This is a genomic window from Pseudomonadota bacterium, assembly GCA_018823285.1.
Classification (GTDB): Bacteria; Desulfobacterota; Desulfobulbia; order Desulfobulbales; family JAGXFP01; genus JAHJIQ01.
This window is the reverse complement of the sequence record JAHJIQ010000042.1, coordinates 1-13629: the sequence shown is the minus strand read 5'-3', so window position 1 is coordinate 13629 and position 13629 is coordinate 1. Positions and strand designations below refer to the sequence as shown.

The 13629-nt window shown below is 53.4% G+C and carries 8 protein-coding genes; 6 read left to right on the top strand and 2 right to left on the bottom strand.

Annotation, left to right across the window (positions count from 1 at the left end):
* Positions 1-117: 117 nt before the first annotated feature.
* Positions 118-2778, bottom strand: a complete 2661-nt coding sequence (locus KKG35_09890) for a pentapeptide repeat-containing protein (GenBank protein ID MBU1738439.1) — start codon at positions 2776-2778, stop codon at positions 118-120.
* A gap of 600 nt (positions 2779-3378) precedes the next feature.
* Between KKG35_09890 and KKG35_09885 the strand changes: the two genes are divergently transcribed.
* From KKG35_09885 to KKG35_09875, 3 genes are all read left to right on the top strand, one after another.
* Positions 3379-6177, top strand: a complete 2799-nt coding sequence (locus KKG35_09885; protein ID MBU1738438.1) for a transglycosylase domain-containing protein — start codon at positions 3379-3381, stop codon at positions 6175-6177.
* Positions 6178-6791: 614 nt separating this feature from the next.
* Entirely contained in the window at positions 6792-7634 is an 843-nt protein-coding gene (gene phnD, locus KKG35_09880) for a phosphate/phosphite/phosphonate ABC transporter substrate-binding protein (GenBank protein MBU1738437.1), read from the top strand.
* 26 nt (positions 7635-7660) lie between these two features.
* Entirely contained in the window at positions 7661-9991 is a 2331-nt protein-coding gene (locus KKG35_09875) for a HAMP domain-containing protein (GenBank protein MBU1738436.1), read from the top strand.
* A gap of 259 nt (positions 9992-10250) precedes the next feature.
* Here the strand turns inward: KKG35_09875 and KKG35_09870 are convergent, their stop codons facing one another.
* Positions 10251-11297, bottom strand: a complete 1047-nt coding sequence (locus KKG35_09870) for an AI-2E family transporter (GenBank protein MBU1738435.1) — start codon at positions 11295-11297, stop codon at positions 10251-10253.
* Positions 11298-11579: 282 nt separating this feature from the next.
* Between KKG35_09870 and KKG35_09865 the strand changes: the two genes are divergently transcribed.
* From KKG35_09865 to KKG35_09855, 3 genes are read left to right on the top strand one after another with little or no spacing between them, the layout of a single operon-like run.
* A complete protein-coding gene (locus tag KKG35_09865; protein ID MBU1738434.1) occupies positions 11580-11795 on the top strand; it encodes a zinc ribbon domain-containing protein in 216 nt (71 codons plus the stop codon).
* A gap of 50 nt (positions 11796-11845) precedes the next feature.
* A complete protein-coding gene (locus tag KKG35_09860; GenBank protein MBU1738433.1) occupies positions 11846-12253 on the top strand; it encodes a hypothetical protein in 408 nt (135 codons plus the stop codon).
* 48 nt (positions 12254-12301) lie between these two features.
* Positions 12302-13516: an alpha/beta fold hydrolase gene (locus KKG35_09855; GenBank protein MBU1738432.1), complete on the top strand. Its 1215-nt coding sequence runs from the start codon at positions 12302-12304 to the stop codon at positions 13514-13516.
* Positions 13517-13629: the final 113 nt, after the last annotated feature.

Here is a 13629-nt window from a genome sequence, read left to right as displayed (position 1 = left end):
GGTTTTTATTCCGGATTTTCAAGACCGAGACAGAACTGGCAGGTCATTGCGGTTTCGTTCGTCCCCTCGAATCGTACCAATCATTCTTCATTTTTCATTCTCCATTCTTCATTGCCCTTATCGCACCTTCCGCTTCTTGCTGCTGGTGAGGCTTGCAATCTGCTCCTTTTCCTCAACCGGTGGGGCGTCTGACCTTTCTTTTGCAACCTGTTTGACCGGGGTGAGGAGATCCATGCCCTGCTCGGCAATCAACTTTCCGGCGGAATAAAATCTGACTTTCCAGGCGCCCGGCCGGAACTTGCGTCCGGAAGCAAATCTGGCGACGGCAACCCGCCTTTGCAGGTATTTGACCACTTCGGCCGAGGCTGACACCACCGACCCGTCGGGTGAAATCCATTGGATATCAAGGGGGATTTCCCGATTTGCCGGAATGAAATTCACATTATAAAGAATACCGGCAACCGCGCCGCCTCCTTCAGCCAACTCATTACTCCTGGAAAACATCTGGTGTTTCAGGAGATTGACCTCGACCTCGCTTAAATTCTCGTAGAGCTTTCCGGGATCGGCCACATGCAGATATTTGTCGGTAAAGAGGCCATACCCTTCAACATCAAGTCCCCAGATCTTGACCCCGTTTTCCGATTTAGTTTCTACAGCTTGAGATTCGGCACCAATACTTTCATGCACCTCATGCTCTTCTCCGGAAGAAGCGTTTTCTGCGGCTGACACCTTCCCATCCATATTCCTGGCGCGTTTCAGATTCTTGACGTTCAGGAGACTTGCTCCTGAAAGATTCGCATTTTTAAAGTCGGCCCGGTTCAGATCGGCATCGTTGAAATTCGCGCCGGAAAGATCGGCGCCGGAAAAATTGGCGCCGGTCAGATTGGCCCACCGCAAGTCCGCCCCTGAAAGATTCGCCTTGCTAAGGTCCGCATTGGAAAGGTCGGCATTGGACAGATCACCATCCTCGAGGTCGGCATGAACAAGAACCGCCTCCGCCAGATTGGCATGACGAAGATCAAACCGGGTGAGTTTGACATCGTTCAGCACCGCCGAACGCAGACCATCAAGGCGCAGATTGGTGACCGAGGTAAGATTGATCCCGGTCAGATTTGCCCCTTTCAGGTCGGCGTTCGAGAGATCGGCATGGGTGAGATCAGCCTGGCTGAGATCGGCGTTGTTCAGCCAGGCATTTTTTAACAGGGTTCGGGTAAGACGGGTTTTTCGCAAGTTCGCGCCGGTCAGATTGCTGCTGGTGAAGTCCGCCCCTCTGAGGTCTGCTCCGGCAAGATCGGCGCCGGTAAGGTTTGCCTCAATAAGCACCGATTCATCGGCAAGCCTGGCCTCGCGCAACACCGCACCGGTCAGGTTTGCCCGGCTGAAATTGCTCCTGGTGAGGATCGCATGCTCCAGAACAGCTCCGGTCAGATTGGCGCCACTCATTACCACACCGTTCAGGTCGCCATATGAAAGGACAGACCCGCTCAGGTCAGACTCCTTGAACTCGGCAAACCTGGCAATCATATTGTTCATGTCGGCCCCATGCAGGTTCGCGGAATTCAGTATCGCCCGTACACCATTGGCCTTTTCGAGGCGTGCCATGCTGAGATCGGCGTGGGAGAGATCGGCCTCGCGGATATCCGTTTTGATCAGACTGCTCCCGTAAAGCCTTGCGCCGCGCAGGTCCGCCTTCTGAAAATTCAACCTGTCCAGAGTCAGCCCCACCATGTTTGCCTTGCGGAGATCAGCCTCGGCAAATGTGCAATCGGCAAGATTCGAATCGGTAAGATTAGTTCCTGAAAGATTGGCGCCGGAAAAGTCAGCGCCGGAAAAATTCACCCTGGTCAGGGTGGCCCCGGCAAGAGAACTTCCCTGGAGTCGCGCCCTGCTGAAGTCCGCCTCGTAGACAATGGCCTCGGCAAAAACCGCTCCGGTTGCATTGATTTCAACCATACTGCTCTTGATCAGCTCGGCTCCGGTGAAATCAGACCCGGCCAGGATTGTCCCGGTGAGATCGGCTTTATTCAGGACAGCCCCGGCGAGAATTGCCCCGGTGAGATCCGCCCCCGAAAGATCGGCATTGAACAGTCTGGCGCCGCCGAGATCCGCATCACGCAGATCTGCTTTCTGGAGATTGGTCTTGGAAAAATCGGCCCCCTGGAGATTTGCAGACCTGAAATTGACCTTGCGCAGGTCAAGGGTCGAAAAATTCACCCGGTTCAGATCACGACCGGAGAGATCCCGGGTCGTGCTCAACAGATGCTGGATATCAACCAGACGGTTTCTTTCCTGGGAGGAATCCCTGGTTTGAGCTGGGGGCGGTTTCCGGTCCTGCAGGGAAGGGATGCTGATCGTCGCTGCAAGATATCCCGCCTGCCCGCCCACGAACAGGTAGGCAACAAGAAAGATGAACATGAATCCGCCGGTCGCAAGAACGGTTTTAAACCAGGGCCTCCTGAAGAGATCGCCAACCCCGCCTCCAACTGCCGGAGACGTGGATACTTTAGAGGGTCCAACTGAAGGCACACCGTTGGTGATATCGATCACCTCTCCGGATGTTCCACATTCTGGGCACCCCCTTTTCCGCCCCAGATTGACTATGCCGGTCTTTTTGACCAATCCGCAGGAACCACAGAAAAATGCGGCAATCCTGTCAGCGGAAACACCGATAACGCCCGGCACCCCGCACCCCGGGCATTTCACCCTCCGCCCCTGGTGCCTGGCAGCCGCGCCCCGCTTAAAACCGCATTTATGGCAATGGAATTCTATCAATTTCAAACAAACCCGTCATTGGTATTGGTAACAAACCGCTCTCAATACTCTATCGGTCACCTGATTAATCTTCAGAAATAGTTTCCCGTAACCATTCTCTGATTTCCTGGTCCTTTTATCAAATAAAATCGTTTTCTTGTTTATCACACGATTCCAACCGGTCTGTCATTCCGGGATTTACCAGGAATCCAGCAGCTTTCACCCATGCGGGTACTCACTTCAGTACCCCCTTGAGGTATAAGTCTTGATGTCACGCCAGCTCGCTTTATGCCGGTTTCCGGATCGGATCAGATGCATTTTTTCACAACTCTTCCTTCATTCATGCCGATAGGTATTGCAGAGACAACCCCTCTGACAGAAAAATGGTGGACTCCGGATTATGATGGTTTCGTAAAAAGGCGGATGACCGGATTGGCCGGCAATAAGGTAACAAGTGAGATGGCACTGTCCGTCCGTCTCGTGGCTTTTTGCAAGACCGGTAATTATGATTTCACTTTTTGTTGTCGCTCCATCTATAATAAATTCTGACAGGTGGGGGATTTGAGAGCAGATGCGATCATCTGAAGTAGCGCAAAAAAACAAACCGATTTCACCCAGAACGATATTTTGACCATTGACCCAAAAGATAACGGCCCCGACAGGAAAGCGAATGACCATGCGGCCCCTGAACCGCCGCCGCTTGACAGCCAGCAGAGCGCCGTCAGGTACAAAGCCTTCAGGTACCTGTTCTCACAGGCCGACCTGCAGGGCATCGTGGATGAAAAAAAACTCCACAAGAAACTCAAAGAGAGCCGCAACCTCGAAAAGAGTTACCATGAGTATCTGGAAGAACTGGAAAAAAACCCCCGGAAAAAAATGGTTTTCCCTTGGGAAAGCCCCTTTCGCCGTTTTCTTTTCTGGCTCGGGATCTGGATTCCCCGCAGTCTGAAATGGGGGAGCATCACCTTCGTCACACTCTTTATCCTCAATTATTTCCCGGGGCCGACCCAGCACTTCATCGAGGTCATGATCGCCCACACCCTCTATGACACCGCAATGCTCGACAGACTGCCGGACAGTCTTGAGTCATATGCCCATTCCGCCAATATTGTCGGGACCTCCGGCGAGATCATAAAATCATACGGGAAACGAACGGTGACCGCCCGGATCCCCGACCGGGTCAGAAACGCTCTCCTCGCCTGCGAGGACCATTTCCTTCTTCCCCATGAAAACAACCCCTGGTACGTCAACATGTTCATGGTCCATGCCGGGGTGAGCTGGCCCAATATAATCGGGGCGACCATCGACACTCTCCGGGGAAGGAAACGCGGCGCCAGCACCATCATCATGCAGAATGCCAAAAAAGTGCTCGGCAACACGGACCGGACCCTTGCCAACAAGCTGAAGGAAATGATCACCGCCTACAAGCTTGTGTCAATTTTCGGCAAGGAAAAAAATCTGGATTTTTATCTCAATACCGTTCCCGTCGGCCAGAACATCTACGGCTTCCCTGCCGCCGCCGAGAACTACTTCCGGAAAAACCTCGATTCACTCACCATCCAGCAGCTCCTCACCATCGCCTCATTCATCCCGAACCACAACCGCCAGATCGCCCTGTACTCAATCTCCACCGGCAGCAGTTTTGCTGAACTTGACCCGGGCATGCGGAAACATGCACAGGATTCGCTCAGCAAAGTAAACCTCGCTCTCGCTTATATGCTCAAGAGAGAGGAGATCAGCCCGGCCGAATATCAGGAGTGGTATCTGGACGACGAGGAATCGATCAGGCGGATAGGGCTTCGCCCGTTCAACTCCCCGCTTTACGGAGAGGAAGGCTGGACCTCATGGAACGTTATCAGGGACATCTGTTCAAGGGAATATCTGTTGAACGGCAACCGGGTGACCGGGCCGCAGCTCCTGCTGGATGTGGCCGGCGATGTGGAAATCGAGACCAAGGTCGATCTTGCCCTGGCCGGGACCATCAAGGAAACCATCACCGACTTTCTGACCAGCCGCAGCTACCGGCAGATTCTCGAGAAGCGCAACAGAAACATCTGGCTGAAAGACCTGAAATCCTATCAGGACCGGAACACGAACCCCCCATACAGCAATTTTACCGGATTCATGGAGAATCTCTTCCGCCATCTCAATGTCGGAGTGATGATCATCGATCATGAAGGGGACGTGATCGCCCATATCGGCGGCAAGGAATTCAGCCTCGGCAAAAACACCCAGGACAAGGGGGATGGTGGCAACATCCTGATCGACCTGATGGACAAGAATGCAAAAATCACCCCTTCATCAACGATCAAACCGATCATCGCCTATTATGCGATGGTCAACAACAATGCCAACCTTTCCACCCTCTTTGCCGATAAACCGATCGAATACAAATATGTGGAAAGCGAAGGACGCAAGATCTGGCTGCCCAGGAACTCATACGGCTATGACGCCGAGGGCACCGGAAGAAACCGGTATCTGGGAAGAAAATACACCCTGCTGGACGCCCAGGTCCTTTCCATCAACACAATTTTTGCCCGGCTCTACTCAAACCGGGCCCTGCGCAGTTCCATGCTGGTCGGCCTCGACAAGGCAGGCCTTGATTACAACCAGGATGACGCCCGTTTCTGGCCCTTCGGGATCGGCGCCTCGGAAGTGCCGGTCCAGCAGTGGCTCGGCATTTACGGCGCCTTTCTCGACGGTTATTACCGCGAACCGTCCCTGGTCAGACGGATCAGGGTAAACGGCAACGTGATCTATGACCGGGCGGAAGATCCGGAGAAAAAACCGGTGCTGCTCTTTGACGCGAAACAGGAGCGGGACGACACCATGAAAGCGCTCTACGAGATCTGCAACCGGGGAACCGGGGCGTCGATGAATCACGAGTTCAGGTTCCACCGGGACCTCGTCTCCGGCAAGACCGGCACCTCGCCTACCGGCCGGTCATCCCTTTTTGTCAGCCATTTCAACCCCTACCGGAACCGGCTTGACCATCAGGACAAGAACCTGACCATGATCGTTTCCTTCACCACCAACACCGGCGGCCACAAGAGCGTCGGCACCTCCACCCAGGGCCCGGTGAAGATTGCCGGCAGGATCTACGATCATCTTTTCCGGCAGGAACTCAGCTCGGTCATGGACGCCCAGATTGAAAAAGCCAAAAAGAACGACCCGCAGTTCCGCAAAAACCATCTCTACTGGGCAAATGTCAACCGCTATCTGGAAAAGATGATGGAAAGCCGCAAGGGCGACCGGGCAATCCATGAGTGCCTCGTCGGGGTGGACAGTTACAGTGAAGCGCTGGAGCAGATCCTAAGCGGTTCAAACCGCATCTATACCGGCCGGGAGGATCTTTTCGACCAGCTGATCACCTATTACTGTGACCAGGAAAAGATCGTCCGGATCAGTGACGAGTCAGACAACTGATCCGATCTATTTGACATGTGGTTCTCCAAAACTCTATGATGAAGAAGAATTGCAGGGGTTTTCACCGTTTACTCAACTTTCTGAGCCAGGTTAACCTCCCAATAATAAAGGGGGTATGGCGATTTTTTCTCTCCTGTATCCCGCAAGAAGGCAGAAGCCAGGAGAAAGCTTATAGCTGAGTCGAGCAGCTTGTCTGCTCGTACCGATTCGTTAAGTTAAGCAGCGTGCCTGCTTATACGAAACTTATGCCCCCTGGGCGAAAGCGAGCTTGCGAGACATCGAGACTTATACCCTTCAAGGGGGTACTGAAGTGAGTACCCGAAGGGTGAAAAAATCAGTCATTCTGGCTCCTGGCTTCTGGCTTCTTGATTCTAATCATGGAATGCCACCATGACTTGGGATCATTTTATAACAGCAAACCAATACCTTAAGATAAATCAGAAAATTGAGACCGTTTACAGGGGACCAAATCATTTCATTAATTCAGCGACTGAATATCGGGTGAAACCATGTGCCGACTCTCCAGGAAATCCGGAACCTGCCTGTTTACAAGAATCCTCGTTCTCTCCCTGTTTCTGCTGGTCTCCGGCTGCGACTCGAAACCCACCGTCGACATGACGAAAACGGTTCCGACACCCGACCCGGGCCAGAAGACAAGCTCGGAAGTACTTCGCTTTGCGGTGGGCGGCATGATTACACCCAGGGAGGGCCTTGTTTATTACCGCGCCTTTCTGGACTACCTCGCGGATAAAATCGGCCGCCCCGTTGAGTATGTCGACAAGGAAAGTTATGCCGAGATCAACGACCTGCTCCGCGAGAAAAAGCTCGATATGGCCTTTGTCTGCAGTGGCCCCTATGTGGACGGCATTGAGGAATTCAACCTTCAACCGCTTGCCGCACCTCAAGCTTACGGCGAATCGGTCTACTATTCCTATGTGATCGTCCCCGCTGACAGCCCGGTGGAAAATTTCGCCGGACTGAAAGGCAGAAAATTCGCCTTCACCGACCCCCAGTCCAACACCGGGACCCTTGTCCCAACCTATATGCTGGCAAAGATGAATGAAACCCCGGATTCATTTTTCAGCAGCTACGAATACACCTATGCCCACGACAAATCGATCAAGGCGGTGGCCATGAAGCTCGTTGACGGCGCCGCCGTCGACAGCCTGATCTGGGAATACGCGAACCGGAAAGATCCGGTCCACACCTCGAAAACAAAGGTCATCCATAAATCCCCGCCGTACGGCATCCCGCCGGTGGCGGTGCGCTCGGCCATGGACCCGGAGCTTCTGTCCCGGATCAGGGAGGTCTTTCTCAATGCGCACAGAGACCCCGAAGGGCGGGAAATCCTGGCCGGGATGATGATCGAAAAATTCGGGCCCGTTGAAGACAGCCGTTACGACTCGGTCAGGGAAATGAAAACCTGGCTGGCAAAACACAAAAACCCGGATCAATAAACAGGCCCCTTTACTTGCGACGATTTATGAAAATAAAGACTCTTCGGGCAAAGATATTTCTTCTCCTGATCGGTTCGGTATCGGTCCTGGGTCTGCTCCTTGTCACCCTGGTCGTCCCCGTGCTGAAGGAGAAGCTGCGAAAGGAACTCTCTGAAAAGGGAGAGTTTATCGCCAGACACCTGGCCGAAATGAGTGTCGATTACCTCCTCGAAAAACAGTTTGTCAGACTAAACATTGCGGTCAGCGAATTTTCCCTACACGACAATGACGCCATCTACATGTTCGTCCAGGACCAGGAGGGCGAAATCGTCGCCCATACCTTCGCGATGGGCTTCCCCGAGGCCTTGAAAGATCTTAATCCGGCAACCGGGAATGACGACACGAGGATCGTGCCGTTCCGGATGGGGCAGGTAGATGTTCTGGATATCGCTGCGCCGATCATGGAGGGGAAACTCGGCCGGGCCCATGTCGGCCTGTCCGAGAAAATCATCACCCGGAGCGCCGACAACATACTCTGGCTGATCGTCGGCCTGATCCTGCTGGCCCTGGTCATTGTGACCATTCTCGGCGGGTTTCTGACCAACAGGCTGACGCGCCCTCTTTCAGAACTGGCGGACGCCGCCAAAAAACTCGGCGAGGGCGATCTTGCCGTACGGGCCGAGGTTTCAAGTGATGACGAAATCGGCCGCCTCGGCAAATCCTTCAACCAAATGGTCGAAAACTTACGGGTGACCACGGTATCAAAGGAAGACTTCCAGCGCCAGAGCGAGTTTCTGAATGAAGTGCTCGCCGCCATCCCCTATCCCTTTTATGTGATCAACGTTGCCGACTACTCCATCGAGATGGCCAACCCGGCCACCGGTGATCCGGCCACCTGGCGGAACACCACCTGCCACGCCCTGACCCACAAAAGCGAAACCCCTTGCGGCCGTAACGGCGGCTGTCATTGCCCATTGGATAAAGTACGGCAAACGGGTGGCCCGGTCACCCTGGAACATATTCATTTTGACCAGGAGGGACGGCAAAAACATTACGATGTCCACGGCTACCCCCTGTTCGATAAAGACGGCACGCTGACCCGGATGATTGAATTTGCCATCGACATCACCGAGCGGAAGAAGGCGGAGCGGAAACTTCTGGAAAGCCAGCAGAATCTCGAGGTCAAAAACAGGGAAATCGAAGAAAACCGTTTCAAACTGCAGCAGGCGCTGGATGAGATATCGACCCACATCCTGTCGGTAATCAATCTCCAGGACCTGCAGGTCAGGTACAATAATCCCACCCTCGGCAAATGCTACGAAACCAAGAACTGCACCAGCAAAGACTGTGAATGCTATGGCGAACCGTCGGGAATGCGCTGCTGGCAGATTGCCGGGACCTTCTGCGGCGGGATTCCCCAGGGGACCTTTGTGGATAAACATGACACCTGCATGCAATGCGAGGTGTTCCTTTCAGCGACCGTCGATCCGGTCCACCGGGCCGGAGAGTATTTCAACAACATGATGCATATTCTGCAGATGAAAAATGCGGAACTGCTCACGGCCTACGATGAACTGAAAAAGACCCACACCCGGCTCCTGCAGCAGGAAAAGATGGCCTCCATCGGCCAGCTGGCCGCCGGGGTCGCCCATGAGATCAACAACCCGATGGGCTTTATCACCAGCAACCTGAACACTCTCGACAAATACGGAGACAAGCTGAGTGGTTTCATGACCGCCCTTTCCGCTATTCTGGCCCCCCTTGAACTTGACCGGACCACCATGGAAGAGATCGCGAACCAGAAGAAAAAATTCAAGGTGGACCACGTCCTGCATGATATCAAGGACCTGGTGACGGAATCCATCGACGGGGCAGGCCGGGTTACGGAAATTGTCAGAAACCTGAAGAGTTTTGCCCGGCTCGACGAACAGGTCATGAAACCGGCCGACCTCAATGAATGCCTGGAAAGCACCCTCAAGATCATCTGGAATGAGCTGAAATACAAGGCCGAGGTGATCAAGGAATATGGAGAACTCCCCCAGACCAGATGCTTCCCCATGGAACTGAACCAGGTCTTCATGAATATCCTGATCAACTCCGCTCAGGCCATTGAGGAGCGTGGGGAAATAAAGATCCGGACCGGCCGGGAACACGACAAGCTCTTCGTGGAAATTTCAGACACCGGCTGCGGCATCCCCGAGGACAAACTGGGCAGGATATTCGAGCCGTTCTATACCACCAAAGCGGTCGGCAAGGGAACAGGTCTCGGGATGAGCATCGCCTACGACATCATCAAAAAACACGAGGGCGAGATTATTGTGACCAGCACGGTCGGCAAAGGGACCACCTTCACCGTTATCCTGCCGGTGGTGGAATAGAGGAAGGGCAGTGAAGAGTGAAGAGTGAAGAGTGAAGAGTGAAGAGTGAAGAGTGAAGAGTGAAGAGTGAAGAGTGAAGAGTGAAGAGTGAAGAGTGAAGAGTGAAGAGTGAAGAAATCTTGGCCTGATTTGTTCCGGTGTCAAGCATTTTTTTAAATATAAACGGCTGAAATCGTTTAAAAAAACTCACTTCATCCGCTGGAATTTCTTTTCCTCTCACCCATTAATTTTGCATTTTACATTTTGCATTCTTCATTCTTCACTCTTCATTCCTAACCCCCTCCCCGCCCATCATGATCGCGAGCCAGCGGGTCTCGTCCGAACTCATCAGCGCGATTTTCACCACCATGGTCAGGGGCATGGAGAGGAGCATGCCCACCGGGCCGAACACCCAGCCCCAGAAGACCAGGGAAACAAAAACCACCAGGGTCGACAGGCCAAGCCCCTTGCCCATGAAGCGGGGCTCCACCACGTTGCCGACGACCATATTCACCGCCAAATATCCTCCGGTGACCAGAAGCGCCGAACCCAACCCGAATTGGAGGGCAGCAAGCAGCACCGCCGGCACCGCAGCGATAATCGAACCGATATTCGGCACGTAATTCAGAAGAAAGGCAAGAAGCCCCCATAAAAGCGGATAATCAACACCGAGGATCACCAGCCACAGGGCAATCACCAGACCGGTAGCCAGACTCACCCAGGTCTTGATCACCATATAGCGGTTCACACTCTCAACAAACTGGTCAAAACCCTGCAGTGAAGATTCCGGCTCGGCCAGGGCGGATCGCACCTTGTCCCTGAATCCGGCCGCTTCAAGAAGCAGAAAGATCACGGTGAGCTGGATCACAAAGGCATTGGAAAGCGCATTGCCGAGACCACGCAACAGCGATGAGGCAAAACGCATCGATGCCCCCGGATCAACGAGTTCGGTAATCCCTCCTTGTGACAGATCGACCCCAACCCGGTCGAGAACAGCGGTAAGAGCGGTTGCTTTGGCTTCCAGTTGCGCCTGATACGCAGGCAGGTTTTTTGTAAAATCGTTTACGGAATTACCCACCAGGGCTACAACCATCGTCCCCATCAGGGAGACGACAGCAATAACAGCGACCAGTGCCAGCCAGTCGGGCAGCCCTCTCTTTTTCAGCCAGAAGAGGAACGGCGCACAGACAATGGCGATGAACCCGGCAAGCATAAAAGGAACCAGAATACTCTGGGCGGATTTCAGGCCGGCAATGACCACAACGAAAGATGCCGCCGTGAGGAGAATCACCACCGGTCTGGAGAGGGGGCCATTTTCAGTATTCATCAGTTTTCTCCGGAAATAAATTGGGCCATCCTTCGACAGTTCGCCGAACTCACGCTTCCCCTGAGCCTGCCGAATCCCGCTCATCCTGAGCTTGTCGAAGGGTAAGCTTGAGCCAGGCGGACTGTCGAAGAGTCACTGGAAGAGTTTTATAATTCCGACCGCGGAATCCGTAAATCAAAATATCGGAAAAATCAGCAACCCGATTCTTTACAAACTCCCTCCGAATAGTTATTTTAGACTTTCATTAAACAGCTCGAAAACATCACTCCAGGGAGAAATACCATGCCTATTTTTGAGTATAAATGTAATAAATGCAGTAAGGTTTTCGAAGTCATTGCAACCTCTTCGGAAGATAGCGAAAAAATTGAATGCAGCAAATGCGGCAGCACCAATGTCAGCAAAACCATCTCCGCCGGGAGTTACCGGGTTGGTTCGGGAAAATCTTCCATTCCGGCAGGGGCCCTTTCCGGATGCTCCTCCCGGTCCGGATTTTCCTGAGCTTGAGGCTTTCGGCCCGGGCGGCCGACATAACATTACCAGGAGTCAGCATGCGGAACAGCTATAGCCTAGTTGCAATCATTTTACTTCTGTCCACTCCGACTCTGTCCGTTGCGAAGAACATCTATCTCACTCCGGGAGAAAACTACCATTCCGATGGCCTGAATGTCATCTGCGCTGCAAACCGGAGCAGCGCCGCTGAGCCTGTGGTCATTGCCGAATGCCAGATCTGGGATGACTTCAACAAACTCTGCCTGCACGAAAAAAAGATCATCAGTGCAGGCGACCTCACCTGCACGGAAGAATGCCAGCACTGGGACGATTTCAGCAAAACCTGTCACTACACCACCTCCTGCAGCTTTGACAGAAGAAACTCCCTCTTTATCAGCATCTCATGCCGTGAGTTCGACAGCTTCACCAACAAATGCCTGAGGACACGGGAAAGAAAGATTGAGTAATCACCGTTGTTACCGATCTCCACTATTTTTCCGGCTTCCGACTTCCAAATGAAAAACCGCTCTCACTTTCTGATCCTGTTGCTTCTCATCATTCTGCCCGGTTGCAATGAAGAGGTTCCGGGTCTTAAACCCTCCGGATTGAACAGCGCTTTCACGCTCACACCGGATTCTGATTTCCGGACCTATATCCGCCATTACCGGCAGATTATCGAGGGAAGTCGAATCGATCTTGACGGGCCGGACCGGGAGAAAATCATTGAAGCAAACCTGCCCTTTGAAATGGTCCCCGAGGAGAACGGGAAACCGGTCAACGGCATCCTGCTGATCCACGGGCTTTTCGATTCCCCCTATCATATGCGGGACCTTGGCCGTCATTTTCGCGAGCGTGGCTTTCTGGTCCGCGCCATCCTCCTCCCCGGTCACGGCACCGTTCCGGGCGACCAGACCGAAGTGACAATGGAGGAGTGGGTGAAGGCCACCGAATACGGGGTGAGCAGTTTGAAACGGGAGGTCGACCGGGTATTTATCGGCGGCTTTTCAACCGGCGGGGCGCTTGCCGTGCTGCACGCCCTGAAAAATCCCGACGGGGTCGCCGGGCTCTTTCTCTTCTCTCCCTGCCTGAAAGTGAACACCGGCTTCGACCGGCTTGCCGGGACCTTGAGCACATTCAAAACCTGGCTGATCACCAGAAAAAGTGTCGATTATGCGAGGTATGAATCCTTTGCCGCCAACAGCGCCGCCCAGGTTTACCTCCTGACCAGGGAAATCGCCTCCCTCTCTGCGGAGAACCGCCTGACCCTCCCTGCTTTCACGGTGCTCAGCCGGGAGGACCGGACGGTCGATTCGGAGTTCACCATTGATTTTTTCATGAAAAAGATCCCGTCTCCGGAAAGCCGGCTCCTGATCTATGGTGATAAACGCACAAACTCTTTTTCCGATCCCAGAATCACGGTCTCTGCCGTTGGTGGAACTTCAGCAAACATTCTCAGTTCCGCCCACACCGCCATCACCATTCCGCCAACGGATACGCACTACGGCGCAAACGGCGATTACCTGAACTGTCTCCATTATTTTTTCAGCTCGGCAAAATCCGAGGAATGCCGCACCGGCGAAAACATCCCCTATGGCGAGATCACTCGCCACCACCTGGCCAAAGGAACCATGCGCCGCTTGACCTGGAACCCGAAATACCGGGAAATGCTCGCCGGGATCGACGATTTTCTTACGAATCTACCGGACGGAAGAGTGAAGAGTGAAGAGTGAAGAGTGAAGAGTGAAGAGTGAAGAGTGAAGAGTGAAGAGTGAAGAGTGAAGAGTGAAGAGTGAAGAGTGAAGAGTGAAGAGTGAAGAGTGAAGAGTGAAGAGTGAAGAGTGAA

Excerpts from the sequence above, each read along its gene's own strand:
- phnD (MBU1738437.1), top strand. The coding sequence starts at position 6,792 with ATGACGAAAACGGTTCCGACACCCGACCCGGGCCAGAAGACAAGCTCG.
- KKG35_09875 (MBU1738436.1), top strand. The coding sequence starts at position 7,661 with ATGAAAATAAAGACTCTTCGGGCAAAGATATTTCTTCTCCTGATCGGT.
- KKG35_09870 (MBU1738435.1), bottom strand. The coding sequence starts at position 11,297 with ATGAATACTGAAAATGGCCCCCTCTCCAGACCGGTGGTGATTCTCCTC.
- KKG35_09865 (MBU1738434.1), top strand. The coding sequence starts at position 11,580 with ATGCCTATTTTTGAGTATAAATGTAATAAATGCAGTAAGGTTTTCGAA.
- KKG35_09860 (MBU1738433.1), top strand. The coding sequence starts at position 11,846 with ATGCGGAACAGCTATAGCCTAGTTGCAATCATTTTACTTCTGTCCACT.
- KKG35_09855 (MBU1738432.1), top strand. The coding sequence starts at position 12,302 with ATGAAAAACCGCTCTCACTTTCTGATCCTGTTGCTTCTCATCATTCTG.